The 16865-nt window shown below is 41.9% G+C and carries 25 protein-coding genes and 1 tRNA gene; 9 read left to right on the top strand and 17 right to left on the bottom strand.

The window, feature by feature from the left end:
* Positions 1-54: 54 nt before the first annotated feature.
* The 3 genes from ASG85_RS01805 to ASG85_RS01815 all read right to left on the bottom strand — a co-directional run bounded on the left by ASG85_RS01805 (position 55) and on the right by ASG85_RS01815 (position 2048).
* On the bottom strand, positions 55-366 hold the full coding sequence (locus ASG85_RS01805) for a DUF1292 domain-containing protein (protein WP_047672482.1): 312 nt from the start codon (positions 364-366) through the stop codon (positions 55-57).
* A 91-nt stretch (positions 367-457) separates the two neighbouring features.
* Positions 458-1075: a stalk domain-containing protein gene (locus ASG85_RS01810; RefSeq protein WP_057302976.1), complete on the bottom strand. Its 618-nt coding sequence runs from the start codon at positions 1073-1075 to the stop codon at positions 458-460.
* A 58-nt stretch (positions 1076-1133) separates the two neighbouring features.
* A complete protein-coding gene (locus ASG85_RS01815; protein WP_060645217.1) occupies positions 1134-2048 on the bottom strand; it encodes an alpha/beta hydrolase in 915 nt (304 codons plus the stop codon).
* 97 nt (positions 2049-2145) lie between these two features.
* Here ASG85_RS01815 and ASG85_RS01820 point away from each other — a divergent pair, with 97 nt between their 5' ends.
* Together ASG85_RS01820 and ASG85_RS01825 are read left to right on the top strand one after the other, a co-directional pair.
* On the top strand, positions 2146-2898 hold the full coding sequence (locus ASG85_RS01820) for an MBL fold metallo-hydrolase (protein ID WP_060645218.1): 753 nt from the start codon (positions 2146-2148) through the stop codon (positions 2896-2898).
* Between the two features lie 194 nt (positions 2899-3092).
* Positions 3093-4712, top strand: coding sequence for an ATP-binding protein (locus ASG85_RS01825; RefSeq protein ID WP_060645219.1), 1620 nt, complete (start codon positions 3093-3095; stop codon positions 4710-4712).
* Here the strand turns inward: ASG85_RS01825 and ASG85_RS01830 are convergent.
* Together ASG85_RS01830 and ASG85_RS01835 are read right to left on the bottom strand one after the other, a co-directional pair.
* Positions 4709-5146 carry a GNAT family N-acetyltransferase gene (locus ASG85_RS01830; RefSeq protein WP_057302980.1) on the bottom strand — a complete coding sequence of 146 codons (438 nt, stop codon included), beginning with the start codon at positions 5144-5146 and terminating at the stop codon, positions 4709-4711. The genes ASG85_RS01825 and ASG85_RS01830 overlap by 4 nt on opposite strands.
* 77 nt (positions 5147-5223) lie before the next feature.
* Positions 5224-5685: a divergent PAP2 family protein gene (locus ASG85_RS01835; RefSeq protein ID WP_057302981.1), complete on the bottom strand. Its 462-nt coding sequence runs from the start codon at positions 5683-5685 to the stop codon at positions 5224-5226.
* A gap of 153 nt (positions 5686-5838) precedes the next feature.
* Between ASG85_RS01835 and ASG85_RS01840 the strand changes: the two genes are divergently transcribed.
* A complete protein-coding gene (locus tag ASG85_RS01840; RefSeq protein ID WP_057302982.1) occupies positions 5839-6270 on the top strand; it encodes a CBS domain-containing protein in 432 nt (143 codons plus the stop codon).
* Here ASG85_RS01840 and ASG85_RS01845 read toward each other — a convergent pair.
* From ASG85_RS01845 to ASG85_RS01860, 4 genes are read right to left on the bottom strand one after another with little or no spacing between them, the layout of a single operon-like run.
* Complete coding sequence (locus tag ASG85_RS01845; RefSeq protein ID WP_060645220.1) at positions 6239-7450, bottom strand: ArnT family glycosyltransferase; 1212 nt, start codon at positions 7448-7450, stop codon at positions 6239-6241. The genes ASG85_RS01840 and ASG85_RS01845 overlap by 32 nt on opposite strands.
* A gap of 29 nt (positions 7451-7479) precedes the next feature.
* On the bottom strand, positions 7480-7836 hold the full coding sequence (locus ASG85_RS01850; protein ID WP_057302984.1) for an EamA family transporter: 357 nt from the start codon (positions 7834-7836) through the stop codon (positions 7480-7482).
* Positions 7833-8177: a DUF2304 domain-containing protein gene (locus ASG85_RS01855; protein WP_060645221.1), complete on the bottom strand. Its 345-nt coding sequence runs from the start codon at positions 8175-8177 to the stop codon at positions 7833-7835. Before ASG85_RS01855 ends, ASG85_RS01850 begins: the two co-directional genes overlap by 4 nt.
* Before the next feature lie 6 nt (positions 8178-8183).
* Complete coding sequence (locus ASG85_RS01860; protein ID WP_060645222.1) at positions 8184-8882, bottom strand: glycosyltransferase family 2 protein; 699 nt, start codon at positions 8880-8882, stop codon at positions 8184-8186.
* A 342-nt stretch (positions 8883-9224) separates the two neighbouring features.
* Between ASG85_RS01860 and ASG85_RS01865 the strand changes: the two genes are divergently transcribed.
* Complete coding sequence (locus ASG85_RS01865; protein ID WP_060645223.1) at positions 9225-9479, top strand: Ger(x)C family spore germination C-terminal domain-containing protein; 255 nt, start codon at positions 9225-9227, stop codon at positions 9477-9479.
* Between the two features lies 1 nt (position 9480).
* Here the strand turns inward: ASG85_RS01865 and ASG85_RS01870 are convergent, their stop codons facing one another.
* The 4 genes from ASG85_RS01870 to ASG85_RS01885 form a co-directional block, all read right to left on the bottom strand.
* Positions 9481-9708, bottom strand: coding sequence for a hypothetical protein (locus ASG85_RS01870; RefSeq protein WP_057302988.1), 228 nt, complete (start codon positions 9706-9708; stop codon positions 9481-9483).
* A gap of 129 nt (positions 9709-9837) precedes the next feature.
* Positions 9838-10317 carry a hypothetical protein gene (locus ASG85_RS01875; RefSeq protein ID WP_057302989.1) on the bottom strand — a complete coding sequence of 160 codons (480 nt, stop codon included), beginning with the start codon at positions 10315-10317 and terminating at the stop codon, positions 9838-9840.
* A 21-nt stretch (positions 10318-10338) separates the two neighbouring features.
* Positions 10339-10890 carry a superoxide dismutase family protein gene (locus tag ASG85_RS01880; RefSeq protein ID WP_057302990.1) on the bottom strand — a complete coding sequence of 184 codons (552 nt, stop codon included), beginning with the start codon at positions 10888-10890 and terminating at the stop codon, positions 10339-10341.
* Between the two features lie 167 nt (positions 10891-11057).
* A complete protein-coding gene (locus ASG85_RS01885) occupies positions 11058-11384 on the bottom strand; it encodes a hypothetical protein (protein ID WP_047672455.1) in 327 nt (108 codons plus the stop codon).
* Between the two features lie 311 nt (positions 11385-11695).
* Between ASG85_RS01885 and ASG85_RS37540 the strand changes: the two genes are divergently transcribed.
* The 3 genes from ASG85_RS37540 to ASG85_RS01895 all read left to right on the top strand — a co-directional run bounded on the left by ASG85_RS37540 (position 11696) and on the right by ASG85_RS01895 (position 12702).
* On the top strand, positions 11696-11848 hold the full coding sequence (locus ASG85_RS37540) for a hypothetical protein (protein ID WP_156389946.1): 153 nt from the start codon (positions 11696-11698) through the stop codon (positions 11846-11848).
* A gap of 157 nt (positions 11849-12005) precedes the next feature.
* Entirely contained in the window at positions 12006-12215 is a 210-nt protein-coding gene (locus tag ASG85_RS01890) for an alpha/beta-type small acid-soluble spore protein (protein WP_057302991.1), read from the top strand.
* 187 nt (positions 12216-12402) lie between these two features.
* Positions 12403-12702 carry a hypothetical protein gene (locus ASG85_RS01895; protein WP_235549209.1) on the top strand — a complete coding sequence of 100 codons (300 nt, stop codon included), beginning with the start codon at positions 12403-12405 and terminating at the stop codon, positions 12700-12702.
* 107 nt (positions 12703-12809) lie between these two features.
* Here the strand turns inward: ASG85_RS01895 and ASG85_RS01900 are convergent, their stop codons facing one another.
* The gene (locus ASG85_RS01900; protein WP_057302992.1) at positions 12810-13004 is read right to left on the bottom strand and encodes a hypothetical protein; all 195 of its coding nucleotides are present in this window, start codon (positions 13002-13004) and stop codon (positions 12810-12812) included.
* Between the two features lie 358 nt (positions 13005-13362).
* Between ASG85_RS01900 and ASG85_RS01905 the strand changes: the two genes are divergently transcribed.
* Positions 13363-13435 (top strand) — tRNA-Val (locus ASG85_RS01905).
* Between the two features lie 136 nt (positions 13436-13571).
* Positions 13572-14030 (top strand): DUF2243 domain-containing protein, encoded by a 459-nt coding sequence (locus ASG85_RS01910; RefSeq protein ID WP_060645224.1) that lies wholly within the window; start codon positions 13572-13574, stop codon positions 14028-14030.
* 10 nt (positions 14031-14040) lie between these two features.
* On the opposite strand, the gene ASG85_RS01915 is transcribed toward ASG85_RS01910, so the two are convergent.
* From ASG85_RS01915 to ASG85_RS01925, 3 genes are read right to left on the bottom strand one after another with little or no spacing between them, the layout of a single operon-like run.
* Positions 14041-14553, bottom strand: coding sequence for a metallophosphoesterase (locus ASG85_RS01915; protein WP_060645225.1), 513 nt, complete (start codon positions 14551-14553; stop codon positions 14041-14043).
* The gene (locus tag ASG85_RS01920) at positions 14546-15907 is read right to left on the bottom strand and encodes a Na+/H+ antiporter NhaC family protein (protein ID WP_060645226.1); all 1362 of its coding nucleotides are present in this window, start codon (positions 15905-15907) and stop codon (positions 14546-14548) included. The genes ASG85_RS01915 and ASG85_RS01920 overlap by 8 nt, the downstream gene beginning before the upstream one ends.
* Before the next feature lie 3 nt (positions 15908-15910).
* Positions 15911-16744 carry an alpha/beta hydrolase family protein gene (locus tag ASG85_RS01925; RefSeq protein WP_060645227.1) on the bottom strand — a complete coding sequence of 278 codons (834 nt, stop codon included), beginning with the start codon at positions 16742-16744 and terminating at the stop codon, positions 15911-15913.
* Positions 16745-16865 lie beyond the last annotated feature (121 nt).

A 16865-nucleotide genomic window follows, 5' to 3' on the forward strand; every position in this document is an offset into this window, starting at 1 on the left:
CAAACAGAAACCCCCTAACAGATTATTCTGCTAGGGGGTTCTTATGTATAGCTCTTATTCTTCGCCTTCTTGAGCTACGATCTCATTATAAATAGTCACTACACGTTCCCACTCTTCTTCATCTTCAATGTTGACAAGGAAGGCATCGTCGTCCTCTTCTTCAACACGGAAAATAACACCGTCAGCTTCAGGATCGTTACGATCGAGCAAAACAGCATAAGCCTGCTCTTGAGATTGGAAGGTGTATACCATCACCATCTCATGCTCTTCACCGTTCTCGTCCGTTACGATAAAAACATCTTCCCCTTGCTCGTGATCGTGGTCACAGTCCGGGCCGTGTACATGATCATGCTTATCATCGCTCACAGGCAGAACCTCATTTCGTCGAATAATTAGTTACTTAATTATCCTAACATTTTCATAATAAGAGGTCAAACCACTTTCGAGTTTGCTTTTCCTACTCGGATTGAATCTGCTTCTCGGATACGACTGAGTAGTCGTTAGAACCATCTTGTTTCATAGCAAATTTAACGACGTACGTACCAGCCTCATTAAAGGAAACGCCATACAAAGGCACTTTCAGCCAAAACGATTCTTTGGATTCTGAGATTGATTTCACAACTGGTGTAATAACACTCTTCCCACTTGGTGAAACAACAGAAACCCGTACAGAATTAATGCTTGTCTTCAAATTATCGACTTGAGCAAAAACGATAAAATCTGCTTCTTTGCCGCGCTCTACAACACCAAAAGGAACGATGGCGGAGTCTTTACGCACCTCAGTCGTAAAGAACATGTGCACATTCGGCTTGTATAAGTAGGCAGTCTTATTCGAGTTATCCCATTTCACCAATGCTTGAAGCGCATCGCTTACTGCGCGTAGCGGCAGAACGGTTTTACCATCAACAATAAGAGGCGGAACATCTGAATCCCCGAATTCCACTGTCTCTTCATTAACGATTAATCGGGCAATATTATTACCTTTAAAATCCCCCCATATCGATGAAGCCACCACTGCAGCCGTACTTAGAACAAAAAACATCAGCATCAACGCTAATATCCGTTGAACTTTCATTCGCGTAACCTCCAGCTCTTGTTAGTAATCTTGTGTCTGCATCTTTATACTCCAATGATTAAGAAGAGTTGCGATGATTATTAAATTTTGATAAAAAATCCAAAACACGCTTTGTATAGGCTTCCGGCTGCATATAATAGGAGCCAACATGCCCCGCTTTTTGTGTAACCCAAAGTTCAAATGCATCCGGATGTCGGTTCCACATTCCTTCACTATTGGACCAAGGAATAGCCTCATCATCTCGACTATGAATAAAAAGAATCGGTCTAGGATAAATGAGATCTACCGCGGCAAGCGCGTCAACGCGATGAGGGTTGATGCCGATTAATCTAGGTAAAATAAGTAGAATTAAAGGTGTAAAAGGAAAACGCGGGAGATTTGACCATACAGGCAAATTATCTTTCAAGTAAGGACTGAGTTGACTAAAAGCGCTATCTGTTATGACCCCTAACACAGCTCTTTCTTCGGCTGCTGCTAAGATGGATGTACTGCCGCCCATTGAAAAGCCAATCAAGCTGATTTTACTTGGCTGACGCTCCTGAACCCAGTCGATAGCACCGAGTACATCTTGCTTTTCCAAAAAGCCGACCGTCGTTATTTCCCCCTCCGATTTCCCCGAGTTCCGAAAATCAAACATAAGCACATGATATCCTGCTTCGACAATGGATTTAGCCAAAGCCAACGCCGGAAGTCCTTTTTCCAGACGGGTTCCTGCATAACCATGAGACATAATAACAGTCATTGGAATAGCATCGGTTGGAGCAAAAGGAGACTTCAAAAACCATCCATCTAATTGAACATCTCTAGATCGGCTTGGGAATGTAATATTCTCCATATGCAAACCATACTCGTCAGGCGAGGCATCAACCGGCTTACGCTTCGGATGAGTGAGCTGCCAACCCACATAGACCGATATACCTATTAGAGCAAGACAGACAAGAACGAACAAAATGCTACTAAGGATCCAAATCATAAAGTAATCAACACCTTTTAATTAATGGTTGAAATTCCGCAACCTCCCATGCTACATTAGAAAAAGATGGTTTTTGTCGAACAATGGAGGCTGCTGAATGAGTTTGCAAATTCAAATGTTGGGAACCGGCAGTGCGTTTGCCAAAACATTTTACAATACTAGCGCATTAATCCGTTCTAATGAAATGAACATCCTAATCGACTGCGGGGCAACAACGCCTAGATCGCTGCATGACCTCGGTGTAGAGCCTGACCAAATTGATGGTATCATCATTTCGCACATTCATGCTGATCATGTAGGCGGATTAGAAGAAATTGCCTTTCGATTGTTGTACCAATATAATCAGAAGAAAACCAAACTTTTCTTAACAGAATCGTTAGCTAGAGTCCTTTGGGAAAACACGCTAAAAGGCGGCATGTATAATCCCACAGACGGTTTCAGCAATCTTGAGGATTATTTTGAAGTCATCCTTATCGAAGAAAATGTCACTGTTAACATCCTTCCCGGGCTAACCATTGAAATTATATCCACACTTCACATACCTCATAAGCTTAACTACTCACTGTTTATCAATGGCCGAACGTTCTATAGTGCTGATACTCAATTTAATGAGGAACTTCTCGTTCAAGAAATTGTCAACAAAAGAAACTGTCACACTATACTACACGATTGTCAACTAAGCGGGAACGGTTTTATTCACGCTACATTGGAAGAACTGCTTACCTTGCCTGATTATGTACAACAGCGAATCTATCTGATGCATTATGGCGATGATATGATGAATTTTGTTGGGAAAACAGGCAGCATGACTTTCATCCATCAACATGAAGTGATTGAAATTCCAGAATAGTACGATCAAAACCTAGGGATGAATTGTCCTTAAGGTTTTTTTTTTGAGAAGCAACGTGATACTTTTCAATTTTGTTTACTATTGTTAGAAGGGATTTAGTTCATAGACAGAGAACTTGTCACAATAATGTGAGAAACCTCTACGGAGGCTATTCAAAGATGAGTGACCGTGTTTAGTTACATTCAGGAGATGATATGGTGGTTATCAATTGGATTTTTTATGTCTATGCTCTTGTTTTTTGTCTATACACAACTATATCGCATACTGCAATAAGCATACCCTTGCTTGTTATAGGATTGGTCCTTTACATCATCAGTTTAAAGGTTCAAATGCAGCATGCGGCTATCCCTTGGCTTCGCTTACTTTTCATTGGATTTTTACATTACATCGGACATTCGAATTTTTGTCTTCTCTTGTACATACTAACACTTTCCTTTGATATTTATAAAGAAGAAAGCCGCAAAAAATCATGGTTGTTAGCTGCGTCCTATGCATTCATTTATATTTGCAATGTTTATCTCATTATTGGTTTTTCCAGTAAAAACTTGCTATGGATGTATGCTCTTACTAGCGTCCTTGGTTTTACCGCGGTAGCCTTATTCACACGAGCAGCTTACTCTACAATTAGACAAGCAGATTCTTTAAGAAATGAACGATCTTTATACGCGCAAAAGGATGCGCTAACAGGATTATATAATTACGAAGAGTCACATCGCAGATTGGAACAATACATACAGCAAAAGCAAAATCTAGTCCTTATTCTTATTGATTGTACGGATCTGAAGGCAATGAATACTACGCGCGGGTTTCAAGCGGGGAATTTCATTTTGAAGCAAATGGCTGACCTCTTGCAAATCTTATTTAAAGATTCCCTCTTTATAGCAAGATACGGCGGTGATGAGTTCGCTGTCGTTATGCCGCTAAATCCAGATCATGATTCAACCACATCTTTTAAGCTAAAGCTTGATTCTGAACTCCCTAAATTGACTGGCATTCAAATTACGTATGGCATTGCTAGTTATCCTTTGGAGGGTTTGACGAAGGATGATCTCATTTTATTAGCCGAGCATAACCTATTTATCAAGAAGCGGGAATCATGGTTAAAGCGCGAAGAGCATATGCTCCGATCGGAAAAACTAAGAGTCGTCGGTGAGCTTGCTTCCGGGATGGCTCATGAAATTCGAAATCCGTTGACAACGGTAAAAGGATTTTTGCAAATCTCTAAGGCAAATGGTTACAATATTGAAAATTGGTATGCGATGATCATGGATGAAATTGATCGGATGAGTGATTTAACAGCTGAATTCCTCCAATTCTCAAAACCCCATCGCATTGATTTCCAGGTCGATTCTCTCCATGAGTGTGTACTCAAGGTCATTGCCTTGATGGAATCAGAAGCTACTCGTTTCGGCCACGAAATCCATTATCAAGAATGGATGGATCCTATTCTCGTTTGGATGGACCAAGATAAAATGATACAATTATTACTTAACATTATTAAAAATGCTTGCGAAGCCATGGAAGAGAACGGCATTATCCGCATGCAATTAAGCCGCGATCCGAAGAACGCGACTTTAATTATTGCAGATAACGGCCCAGGCATTCCAAGTGAACAGTTGGAGAAAATCTTCCATCCCTTCTTCACGACAAAAGCTGCCGGTACCGGACTTGGTTTATCTATTTGCTACAAAATCGTTCAAGATCACCAAGGGACCTTGGAAGTTGAGAGCGAACTAGGAAAGGGCACTCGTTTTATCATAACCTTCCCATTAGTTGAAGAAAATTCACAGAATGAAAAAACCGCTTTTCTCTAAAGCGGTTTTTTCATTCTTACATGCAGGATGCCAGCATCATAAAAAGGCTCATCCGAGATGACTTTATAACCAAGTTGGCTATAAAAGCCTTCTGCTTGACATTGTGCATCGAGGATCGCAGATGTACAATGCTCTTCGCGAGCTTGCTGCTCCATGGCAAGAATCATTTGTTTACCCAGGGATCGGCCCCTGTATTCTTTCAATACCGCTACCCGCTGCAGTTTAGCCGTATGAGGCTGATATTCATACCAACGAGCTGCTGCAACTGGCTGATCACCATCTACCATTAGAAAATGATGGCACGCTTCAGGTGATTCATCCTTTTCATCAATTTCCTCGTGCTCAGGTACTTGCTGTTCTTCAACGAACACCTTGAACCTTACTCCAAAACAGGCTTTTAATTGATCTTTCGTTGTGACTCGAATGATTTCCATGTGAACTTCTTCCTTTCTAAGAACATTTCTTGATCTTATCCCATTCAAGAAAAGTTGTCCACATGTACCGATTCATACTATTTCTTGTTTTCCAGCATATAACTAAAAGCACCTATGGCAATACCCAGAAGCGCTCCTCCCACGACTTCTCTTGGCAAATGACCTAATCGTTCCTTAAGTGCTTTACGTCTTCGTGCATGGTACAAACCCGGATGCTGTTTAGCCAATCTCTCAACTTGCTCATCAAGGTCATTCACTTCAACCGCAATCTCTCCAGCAGCCCGCCGGATTCCCATTGCATCATACATGACGACCGCTCCGAAAACCGAGCTCACGGCAAAATCAATTGCAGAAAGGCCTCTTTTCATCGCTATATAGGTTGCAAGCGCTGATACTCCCGAGGAGTGCGAGCTTGGCATCCCTCCTGTTTGGGTCAGTTGCGACCAATCCCACTTTCCAGTTTTCAAATAGAAAAGCGGTAATTTCATTACTTGAGCAGTACCAATTCCTAGGACTGCAGTTGTCAATGCTCGATTCATAACTTTCACCTCACTTCTAGCATCCATCACAGGTTTAGATTCTATTCGAAAAGTTTGATACAATAGACATGTTGAACAAGTTTTCCTACTGAAAACTAAGCCTATGCTTACGAAGAAAGTTTTCCTACTGAAAACTCTAAGGAGTGTTAATGAATGAATATTGCTTTTTTCCTTTTGCCTAAATCCGAAGTTATAACAACGACATTGCAAGCAACGCTTCGTCAAACATTAGAACGTATGGAATATCACCGCTATACGGCTGTGCCTATTCTTTCCGATGATGGTCATTATGTAGGTACGGTTACCGAGGGAGATTTATTGTGGTTTCTTAAAAATTCAGATGGCGTTGGCTTCGAAAATGCTCACCGCCATGTGCTGGCCGAGGTTCCTCTGCGTGTGCAAAATAAACCGGTACATATTCATGCCGAAATGGTCGATCTTATCGATTTGGCCAAAGTGCAAAACTTCGTTCCTATCGTAGATGATTCCGATAAATTCATCGGGATCGTTCGTAGAAGCGAGATTATCGAATACTGCGCGAAGCAGCTCGTGTTTAAATCCCCCTCCGCTGCAGGAGAGAGGTAGTCCAAGCGTTATGAAGTAAGCAGATGACTTGTGAGATCAAATAGGCGCTGCCCAGCATTAGAAATGGAAGCATACCGTACACATAACGATCTACCGGAATAAACACCATATGGACACCTAAGAACAAGAGAAATGCCACTGTTATATATTGAATTAAAGGCTTGCGAAAGCTGAAAATGATCATCGATATACTGCCTGCACCAATTAAGAAAGTGTGCAACTGTGTAAGTGCATTCGCATACCACGCTGGTACGGAAAAGGGATACGGTCCCACCCACATCGTTTTAAAAAATACAAGCAATTTTCCTATTGTCATCCATTTCATCCATAATAACGGTTCCTGGGCCAAACCTTCTTTAATCCGTCTCACACCTTCAGCGAATTGATGATCTGTATCGATATGGTCCCAATCAATTGTTCCTCGGAAATAGGGGTCCGTTCCTCCAAGGAACGGATTGCCTGCTTCCCCATTGGCGATAAAAATAAAAGAATGAAAAGTTATCCAATTCCGAATCCACCAAGGCATCATGATACAGGCAAAAGACGCAGCTGCTAGTAATCCATAGGCTGCGTCTATTTTCTTCGTTCTTACCCAAAGAAACATATAAGGAACAACAGCAAGGGGAAGTACATTCGGACGAATGAGGACGCAAAGCCCAAGCAGAGCCCCCATCCATAGATGATCCCGCCATTTGTTATCTTGTATGATACGCATCTGCATGTAGAGTAGCCCCGTAAAAATAGTCAAAAACGGAACCTCCGTCAAGATCAGTGAAGTTGACCAGACGTAGGAAGGATATACCGCGGCAAAAATGCCAGCGATTAGCCCTGTTATGGGGTTAAACATCCTTTTTCCAATCAGGAATAGGAATAGTATCGCTCCCAGTGAAATAAAGCAATTCATGATACGAACGACCATTAATGCCGGCTCCAGTTGTTCATGACCTGTAAGGCTAAATACAGCCGCTAAGAGCAGCGGAAATCCGGGTGTCACGAGTGAGTTAGGCACGGTATCGCGATAGGCGAATATGCCTTTTTCGAGCAATTGAATTGCTGCCTTCGTGTACTCTAATTGATCCCACTCAAGTGGTGGGTATTCAGCTTCAAGCACATAGTGCAGGCGTATATACAAAGCTGCAGCCATGAGCAGCAGCAAGCCAAGCCAAACTCCGCGTTTCATAAGATCCTACTCTCCTTATTAGAACGAACCTATCTAGCTAACAAGAAGGCGCCTCCAACTAAGAAGAGCAGCCCTACCCATTGCGATGATGTAAGCGTTTCTTTTAAAACCAACCAACCGAACAACGCACCTAGTACATACGCGATCGATTGGAGCGGATAAACACGACTTAGATCAAATCGGCTAAGAGCATAGAACCATATCAACGTAGCGATGCCATAAAGTAAGCACCCCACAAGAATATAAGGCTGCATCAGTACGGTTCCTAAATTTTGAATTCCTGTTAATGGCGTTCGATTGAGCGCTATTTTCCATACAATTTGACCACACACCAGTAAACATACATTTAGGAATACAATGAGAAGCGGAGCCGTCATCCGTATCATTCAGATCCCTTCCCTCGTAATTGTTCCTGCAGCAGTGCGACTTCCTGAATAAGTCGGGTTAGTTTGCGGTGGAGCTTAGATATGACAAGCGTTAAATGCATGATAAATACGAGTGAGAATAACAATCCCACCAGAAATAGCAACGAAGGTGCGTAGTAGATATGCATTCTGTGCGAAACCAAATCCAATAAGCTCGGAAACACACTAAACAATGCCATGATTAATCCTAGTACTAGCCAAAGAATGGCGTACTGCTCCTGTAGTTTTTGCCTACGAATAAGCTCTACGGAAATGAAAATAAACACCAAACAAAAAGAGATTGCCCAAACATACAGATTCACGAATTATCAACTCACATTACGAATTCTTGTCATACATACAGCTAGAGATACTTTAACCATATAGTAAAGCGATTTCACTGGGGTAATGGACGAATGTCCCGCTTTCCTCGCATGCATCAAAACTGATACTTCTTTCACTCTGAATTGCTGCCGTTCCAGTAAAACTACAGCCTCTACCTCCGGATAATCCTCCGGGTAATAGCGGGCGAAAAGCTCAATGATGGGACGGTTCACCGCTCTAAAACCCGATGTAGGATCAGTGAAGGTTTTGCCAATCATCCAACTAATCATCCAAGTGAAAAAGAGAATGCCTAATCTTCGATTCCATGCGGAACGATACGCGGTCTTCACCAGAAATCGAGAGCCGATGCAGCAATCAACATGCCCAGTCAAGATTGGTTCCATGATTTGAGCCAACGCTTCGGGATCGTGTTGACCATCTGCGTCAATCTGAATAGCGATATCGTAGCCATTCCTTGCTGCGTACATGAAACCCGTTTGCATGGCGCCTCCAATGCCTAAATTGACAGGTAAATCGATTACAGCCGCATGTTGTAAGGCACGTGCAACCGCTGAGGTACGATCCGTGGAACCATCATTAACAATGACAATATCCATTTCAGGCTGCTCTCGTTTTATGGAGGCCACCACGCCTGCTATTGTCATTTCTTCGTTATAAGCCGGAATGATGGCAAGTGTCTTCATGAGGTCATTCCTTCCCTCCCTAAGTTCATCCATTCTTAACCATTTCTATTCCCAAGCATACCCCCTTCTCCATCTGATTAAACCAAATGGCAAGAACACTAATGGATAGGGCCCGTTGTAAAGAGACAAACTAAGAGGAAAACTTTGCTTGGAAAGGAAGGATATCCTTTTATTCGATTTTTACCGCAAAAAAAGAATGGGGTTTGGGTCCCATCCTTCCCATTATTAAAGCATCAATTAACCATTATACATTCAACACTTCCGTTATTTTCGATAAGGAAAAAACCAAACTCCATTTAAACGCTGACGAAACACGAATATTTAATGTGATGAGAGCAAACGTTGAAGCCACTTGACCCCAATAAATTAAAAACCTATGAAGAAGCCATTGTGAAAACATGTGAAACCCTGATCATAAATTTGCTGAAGAAGTTCCAAAAAGCAAATGTGGATCCGTTAGGCTTTGGGTTAGATTATAGAGCTCATCACTTTGGCACAGTAAAAGAAGAATGGAAAGCGTGGCAAGCCCTCTATCATGAGTTAGAGTTTTACGTGAATATCCAGGTGAAACTTGATGGCGTGGGAGTTATTAAGTAATTTAGGAAGTTTCCATCGATGTGTCTATAACGCATGTACGTTCAACTTCCTCTTGTTGATCTTCTTGATCTCGCAGCTCTTGCCATTGTGATGGCTGAATTCCAAGCTGACTCATGACGTGATTAATATCGATTTCTCTCACGATTGCAACACCCCATCCAGGTTTGTCTCTTTCTTTTTGTCTACACTTTACTTTATCGGTCATTCTGCCATCTGTAAATATGGACATATTGTCGAATCGCCTAAAAAATCAACAAACCTTTCATTAAGTTCACTTAATGAATTAAGTTAGAATTCGACAAAAAAGACAAAAGAGCTGCTTTCTGCGGCCCTTTTGCCTTTTCATAGACGTTTTAAACTATTGTACTTGCCCATTCGACGATGCTCTGGATGAAACAAATTCGCTTGCCCAATCTACCATACCATTCATTAAAGTCAAAATAAGATTGACCGCATCTTTCTCATTTAATGTACCATTGGACTGACTGCTAACATATTGGGACGTTTTTTGTTCTAACTTTTCTACGAGATCCTTGATTTTCAATAAATCATTGGCTAAGTCCGTTACTTGCTGACCGTTCGCGTCACCTTGACCGGCCCTTTTACTTTGATTCTGATTCTGATCTTGGTCTTGGTCTTGACCCTGCGCCTGTTGATTAGAGTTAGAGGTTTGCTGATCACTACTGCTATTATTAAATTGTTGCTGCCCCTGGCTTCCTTGTGAGCTTTGAGAGCTGTTAATCAACATCTTCTTTACTTGCTCTAGCTCGATGAGTACCATATCATTTTGTTTGGTTAGTTCATCCATTTGCAGCTTGAGATCCTGTGTTTTAATCATGTTGTCAGACAGCTCCTTCCATTATTTCACAACACCGCATGCAATTCGATTACCCGAATTACCGGATGGATCCGTCTTCAGATCATCTTCTTTCTCATGGATGACCAGACTAGCTCCCCCTTGCTTCAACAATGAATTAGGCTTGTCTAGAAGCAGCACTGCCGACTTTGTAATGGCATTGAACTTTCCATTTCCCTGTGCATCCACGACCAAATTGGGGAGATCCCCTGCATGGAAACCTTTAGGATTGTGAAACCCGTGTTCCTTCTTAAATGGATTGAAGTGAGCGCCTGCCGATTCAAAGTTGGGGGCTTCACAGACTGCTTTTTCGTGAAAGTGTAAGCCATGTTTTCCTGGTGTCAGCCCGCTAACTTGGAGATCAATTTGAACTCCATCCTGAACAGATGTTAAATGGGCAGTACCTATAGGTTGGCCGCTCGAACCAATAAGTGAAACTTGCAGCTCTGAAGGTGGTGCTGCGGCTTCTGTCGTTACTGTGCTCTTCACACTTTGACATGCGGTAAGTACAAGCAACCCCAAACTGGCAGTCATGATGATCTTAATTGTTTTCATACTGGCGATATCCTCCCGAATACTTGGCTTTTACATAATCTACCCTTAGGATGCACAACTGCATTACACTGTAACCGCATTAAAAGAACAATTTTTTCATAATAAGCGTTCTATAGCAAAAAGCCCGTAATCTCTCGATTACAGGCTTGATTCATTTCATTATCTCATTATAAGATCGTCATAAGCTTCGCAATGATTTGCAGATTCTCTAGCTTCCTCTTGTAGAAATGGAACTCAACCTTCGTATGCTCGACGGCGTCTTCCATTCGCAAAACTTGCTGCTGTAAATCTTTGGTGTATGGCCACATCTCCGCTTGTCGGTGAAGCTCATTTTTCCCTGTAACCATTCCGTCCCCAATAACTTCACATTCTTTGGCTAGAAGCTGATGCTTTGCCCAGGCCAGTTCCGATACCGCATCCACATAGATGGCTTCTGCTTGTTTAAGCAATTCCGGTACAAGTTGTAACTCCAAAATAACATCCGAGCGATTCATTCGGATTCCTCCTAAGAGTTTTCGTAAGAAAACTAACTTCGTAAGCATAAGCTCAATTTAGTAAATCGTGAACTTTTACTGCTTCGCCTCATGTATATTCATAGAAAAAATAAAACATGCTTAATCGTACTATCAGGCGAAAACAAAGCATTTTCTCGTAGGATACGACTTATATTGCTATACGAATTTCACATGGAATGACAAACCGATTAAGGTTACATTAAATCTATCAAATCCCCCACTCCCCTACTTGTTTAGCCTGCTAGAAGCCGCTATGATGATACTATACGTATCAAAGGAGGTGACAATATATGAGCCAAGAGGAAGAAGTTGTACAAAATGAAGAAGAAACCGCCCCAGAGTCCACCGAAGAAGTGGTGAACGAAGAGGTGTCTGAAGAAGTTGCAGAAGCTACCCAAGAAGCTGCTGCTGCGGAAGAAAGCACGGAATCCGAAGAGGAATAATCATCCTAATTATATATTCTCCCCCAACCTATTGGTTGGGGGTTTATTGATGTTCGGAAGACAGTAAAAAAACTTGTAAATTTATTTAAATTTCATGAATAAATAATCTGAACATTCAAATAATACTGGTGTACCAAAAAAAAGGAGATGATTATGAATGGCTAGAAACAACACTTTAGTCGTACAACAAGCAAAGGCAGCATTGGATCAACTGAAGTATGAAGTCGCTCAGGAAATTGGTGTCCCTCTCTCCCCTAATGGTTACAACGGTAATTTGGCAACACGTGATGCCGGTGCCATTGGTGGCAACATCACGAAGCGATTAGTGCAAATAGCTGAGCAACAACTTTCCAGCTTCAAACGCTAATCCTTTGATGTAGGAGCAAGCAAAAAAGACTGATTCACTCGATCCTCCTTAGAGTGAAAATCAGTCTTTTCTTTTTTTCCTTCGAAATGATCATGTATTCCTTCAAATTCCTCACCAGTTTCCACGGAAGTATTCTATTCTGGAAATAGTTCTAGTATGATTACGTTGTCCGTCATCTGATAAAGGAGTGTTTACCTTGACTGAACAATATGAAATATTCCGTGATCCCTATCGCATGCTCATTCTTTTGGCTACATTAGTTAGCGAACAAAAAGGCGAAAAAGCTCTGCAATTTGACAATGTACCTTATTTCGAGAATGATACGTTCCTCATCCAGAACGAAAAGTTTGTATACAAAAAGATTCCCACCGAAATCACTTGGTATCAATTCCTAGGAAGAGACATTGCCTGCAATAAAGACTATACCCGCGAAGAATATAACAAAATGTTCGTTGATTGCCTTGCTTCTCTATACAACATCACATAATACATACACGGAGGCTGTAACAGCAGCCTCTTTTCATTGCATATGAAACCAAAAAAAACGCTATCCATCGGAATCATCCGACTAGAATAGCGCTTCATTTTGAATCCTTATTTCTTTTTCACTTCTTCAACAAATACGTCACTTGCGTCACGGTTACTCCCAAGCTCAAGGATCGTATATTTCTTCTCGCCAATCATGATGACATCTTCGATTTCTGGAAGCGGATCCCCTAAATATACAGTGCCTAAATATACATTACTGCTCTTCAAACGCAAATTCCAACGATGCTGTTGTTTCGTCATTTCCTTGTTCCTCCCAAGATCTACTGTCATCAAGTTACCATAAATCAAGCCAAGATGAAAGCCCCACTATCAAACAAGCCCCTAAATATGGTACAGTAGTGTCAGATTGTCCGGAAGGGTTGACAGCTACTATGACAGCACAAGGAGTCTCAAAGGAAGAACTTTCCGCCCTGCTCCCCATAAAAGACGTAGGCCATGATTCATTGGCGAACATATCTTACATTCCCAGGTCCAAAAAGAAACGAGGAACGCTTCCGTTTTTCCAAAAGCTGTTCCGTAATTGGCGTAAATAAGAATGATAACCATCTGTTGACAATCACTTAAATCCTTGGTATATTACTAATTGTCTTCAAAAAACGACTTGTTAGCTCAGCTGGGAGAGCACTATCTTGACAGGGTAGGGGTCAGTGGTTCGAGCCCACTACAGGTCATACTAAGAAAGTCCTTACATTGTAAGGACTTTCTTTCGTTTTTCACCCCCAGCAAACAAAGGTTTATCATTTATTTACTGAGGTAATACTATCATATGCACTACCATTAGGATGCATGGGAGAGATATGATCGTATATGGATATAAAAACAAAGAATCTATTAATCAATGCACTAATCCTAGGATTAGGTTTTATGGGTGCCGTAGATGGCATCCTTTTTCACCAGTTTTTGCAGTGGCACCATGTCATTGACCACCATAATCATCGGATTGAGCTGTTCTCAGATGGTGTATTTAATTTGTTTGTAACGCTACTGCTAGTGCTTGCCTGCGTTAAAATATTTAAAGATGCTTCAAATGATCATCTGAGTTTCAACTGGCGAAACTTTATCGGTTCAATGATTATTGGTGCCGGCGCTTTTAATTTACTAGAAGGTTTAATAGATCATCAACTCTTAGGCTTACATCATGTTAAACCTGCTAGTCCGAATTGGTTGCTTTATGATATTGGTTACTTAATCTCAGGGGTGATTTTAATAATCATCGGACGCAGTTATTTGAAGTTAAAGATTGACACTAGAAAAAAGGTACGATGAAACCGTACCTTCACGACTGCTCCTCACTCACCACAACGGAATCTCGAATCTGTTCAAAAGAAACAGGCGTATAATCCCAATGCTCCACACTCACATTAAAATAATGACGCCCCTCGTATTTCTGGCTGTGAATGTGGCCGTGTACATTGACGTAGGGCATTTGTTTATTCATATACATCGGCTCGTGGGATAGGAAAAAGAAATTCTTATAAATGATCGGGTACTCGCTCACTTCGTCAAAACCGACTTCAAGCCACCAAGTTCTCGACCTTCCCCGATCGTGATTGCCTAGGATGAGGATTTTGTAACCATTTAGCTCCGAAACAACGGTTTTGGTTCGCTCTTTATTCAAGAAGGAAAAATCCCCTAGATGAAATACTTTGTCTTCTTGGCTGACGACAGCATTCCATTTGGCAATCATGGTCGCGGTCATTTCGTCTGCATCGGCGAAAGGCCGAGCTTCGAAATCAATAATGGATGAATGACCAAAGTGATGGTCCGATATAAAATAGGTATTAGCCATTGAATCCCACTCCTCTTCTACTACTTAAACTTCCACTTTTTCTCCACCATAAAGACCACAGCAAAGTACACACAGGCAAAGCCCAAAGAAAAGGGGCATAGCCAATATACGCCAGCACGGGTACGCCTACTATTGTTCCACAGACGATGGCAAGCATGTTCCACGGAATCATAGCAGCTAGAATGAGGCTTGAATCAGCCACAACACGGGCAAGTTGACTGCGAGGAAATCGCTCTTCCCAAAAAGGAAGTAAACTCCGCCCCGTCATCATAATAGGCAATGTTTGTGTGCACGAAACAAGTCCAAGCCCAAGGCCAAATAGGGATGTTCGTACAGTCGCTGAAAGGAGTGAAGCGGACATCGTCCCTAGCAGCTTTTGCATATAAGTCTCTAGGATACGATACTTTTCTAAAATGCCACTATAAGCACCCGCGAGGGCGATAAGTGCAATTAGCTCGGTCATGTTAGAAAGCCCTTTGGTTTGCAGCGAGTTAAATAAGCTGGAATGGTAACCAAACCACATATCATGCAGCCATTCATTCCAAGTCATTTGTTGCAAGCTCAAGCCAATTACGATCGCACAAGCAATCGACAAGAGGAAGCCATTTCTTGTTTTCAACCTTAAAAGGATTGAAATCAATAGAACAAATACTGGCAACAAGAGCCACAAGCTGTACCTAAAACCCGAAGCAAACTGCTGATTGTGTAACGTGATGTCACTCTGATGCCATTCTCCACGAAAATCGCAAACTAAGAAAAAACCCAGCGCTACACCTAGCGCACCTATTGTTGTGGGTAGTAAGGCTTTAAAAAGGACTTGCATGGATACGCCTGTTGAAGAAGCTACAAGTCTATTTGCACTGGAAAATGGTGAAGTCCGATCACCAACGAAAGCACCTGATACAAGTGCGCCAGCAACCATAGGAAGCGGGATATGCAGCAGCAGCCCCAGACCAATTAATGGGATACCCACAGAACTGAGTGTACCCGTAGATGTGCCCAACACCATAGAGATGCAAACGGAAAGTACAAATGAAAAAGTTAGAAAAAAACTAGGATCAACGATACTAAGGCCCAAATCGATCATAAATGGGATCGTACCGCTCAATGTCCATGTAGGGATAACCACACCAACTAGGGCAAGAATCCAAATGACCTCTTTGGTATGCTTGACACCTTCCCACATGCTTTTCAAGATGTTCCAAAATGTTGTTTCCGCTCGCCAAATAAGGAAAGCCAAGGTCAAAAGCCCCACTGAAAATCCAATCACCAAAGGAATATGTAAAAAATAAGCGACAGCAAGCCCTATAATCGTTATCGTGATAACTGCACTAAGTTGTCTAATCGTTAACATCGTCTAGGCTAACATCCCTTGTATCGTTCGTTTGGTTTCATGAATTGCTTCCTTCAGAGGCTTCGTCTCCCCTTGAAATGGATGAACAGAACCAAAGGTGTGGTTACCCTCAGGAATTCTAATCCATGCAATGGCGGCATTTTGCTCAACAAGCCTCTTAGAACCTCGGATTCCTCTCTCTCCATCTTCCGTCCCCTGAATAAGGGCGATTGGGAAATTAGCACCGCTAATCCTTCCCACGATATCGAAACGCTCACGATTATGCTCCATATCTTCTAAAATTTCGAGGTCTAGCGGCATGTTTTGCTTCGTGCGACCGTTCATCGTGTACGTTCGTCCTGTTGCCCGCATCTCCCCTTTATTTTCCTCCGTAAACAAATCGACATTCGCAATCCCGTTCCAGCTAATCACACCGGCTATGTGTTCAAGATGATCAAGTGCATAGATCAAGCACACAGCTGCTCCCCTGCTATGACCTAAAAGAATAACGGGTTTCTGAGTGGCTGAGCCTTCACGGTTACGAATATCATTCACAACAGCATCCAAATCTTCTAAATCTTTGGAATAAGTTTCTCGAGCAAATTTCTCAAGCTCCGTAAACTCAAGTAAGTCAGCTCCCACGCCGTTGTGCGAAAAATTGATCGAAATCACATCGACCTCTTCGGCTAACGCCTCAGCTGCATGCGGAAACATTCCCCAATCTTTGAAACCTTTGTACCCGTGACAAATAATTAAAGTCCCTCTGGCCGGTTGTGACAATGCTTCATAAAAGTCACCTCTTACAACACGATCAGTCTCTATCCATAGTTCAAACGGTTTACCCGTGCTTGGTTTCATTCGTATTTCCTTCCTCTCCAAATCGTGTTCTAAATCCTGCATACTTCTGTTATTTTATCACAAATCTAAATAGATCAGCATTAGCAGGACTACTGTTCATAAATTTAAGACATTTAGTAAA

The organism is Paenibacillus sp. Soil724D2, from assembly GCF_001427935.1.
Classification (GTDB): Bacteria; Bacillota; Bacilli; order Paenibacillales; family NBRC-103111; genus Paenibacillus_E.

Excerpts from the sequence above, each read along its gene's own strand:
- ASG85_RS01915 (WP_060645225.1), bottom strand. The coding sequence starts at position 14,553 with ATGGCTAATACCTATTTTATATCGGACCATCACTTTGGTCATTCATCC.
- ASG85_RS37540 (WP_156389946.1), top strand. The coding sequence starts at position 11,696 with ATGAGCCAAGAGGAAGAAGTTGTACAAAATGAAGAAGAAACCGCCCCA.
- ASG85_RS01815 (WP_060645217.1), bottom strand. The coding sequence starts at position 2,048 with ATGATTTGGATCCTTAGTAGCATTTTGTTCGTTCTTGTCTGTCTTGCT.
- ASG85_RS01860 (WP_060645222.1), bottom strand. The coding sequence starts at position 8,882 with ATGAAGACACTTGCCATCATTCCGGCTTATAACGAAGAAATGACAATA.
- ASG85_RS01875 (WP_057302989.1), bottom strand. The coding sequence starts at position 10,317 with ATGATTAAAACACAGGATCTCAAGCTGCAAATGGATGAACTAACCAAA.
- ASG85_RS01835 (WP_057302981.1), bottom strand. The coding sequence starts at position 5,685 with ATGAATCGAGCATTGACAACTGCAGTCCTAGGAATTGGTACTGCTCAA.
- ASG85_RS01880 (WP_057302990.1), bottom strand. The coding sequence starts at position 10,890 with ATGAAAACAATTAAGATCATCATGACTGCCAGTTTGGGGTTGCTTGTA.
- ASG85_RS01820 (WP_060645218.1), top strand. The coding sequence starts at position 2,146 with ATGAGTTTGCAAATTCAAATGTTGGGAACCGGCAGTGCGTTTGCCAAA.
- ASG85_RS01840 (WP_057302982.1), top strand. The coding sequence starts at position 5,839 with ATGAATATTGCTTTTTTCCTTTTGCCTAAATCCGAAGTTATAACAACG.
- ASG85_RS01830 (WP_057302980.1), bottom strand. The coding sequence starts at position 5,146 with ATGGAAATCATTCGAGTCACAACGAAAGATCAATTAAAAGCCTGTTTT.
- ASG85_RS01910 (WP_060645224.1), top strand. The coding sequence starts at position 13,572 with ATGGATATAAAAACAAAGAATCTATTAATCAATGCACTAATCCTAGGA.
- ASG85_RS01920 (WP_060645226.1), bottom strand. The coding sequence starts at position 15,907 with ATGTTAACGATTAGACAACTTAGTGCAGTTATCACGATAACGATTATA.
- ASG85_RS01870 (WP_057302988.1), bottom strand. The coding sequence starts at position 9,708 with ATGTCCATATTTACAGATGGCAGAATGACCGATAAAGTAAAGTGTAGA.
- ASG85_RS01925 (WP_060645227.1), bottom strand. The coding sequence starts at position 16,744 with ATGAAACCAAGCACGGGTAAACCGTTTGAACTATGGATAGAGACTGAT.
- ASG85_RS01890 (WP_057302991.1), top strand. The coding sequence starts at position 12,006 with ATGGCTAGAAACAACACTTTAGTCGTACAACAAGCAAAGGCAGCATTG.
- ASG85_RS01885 (WP_047672455.1), bottom strand. The coding sequence starts at position 11,384 with ATGAATCGCTCGGATGTTATTTTGGAGTTACAACTTGTACCGGAATTG.
- ASG85_RS01845 (WP_060645220.1), bottom strand. The coding sequence starts at position 7,450 with ATGAAACGCGGAGTTTGGCTTGGCTTGCTGCTGCTCATGGCTGCAGCT.
- ASG85_RS01900 (WP_057302992.1), bottom strand. The coding sequence starts at position 13,004 with ATGACGAAACAACAGCATCGTTGGAATTTGCGTTTGAAGAGCAGTAAT.
- ASG85_RS01810 (WP_057302976.1), bottom strand. The coding sequence starts at position 1,075 with ATGAAAGTTCAACGGATATTAGCGTTGATGCTGATGTTTTTTGTTCTA.
- ASG85_RS01850 (WP_057302984.1), bottom strand. The coding sequence starts at position 7,836 with ATGATACGGATGACGGCTCCGCTTCTCATTGTATTCCTAAATGTATGT.
- ASG85_RS01825 (WP_060645219.1), top strand. The coding sequence starts at position 3,093 with ATGGTGGTTATCAATTGGATTTTTTATGTCTATGCTCTTGTTTTTTGT.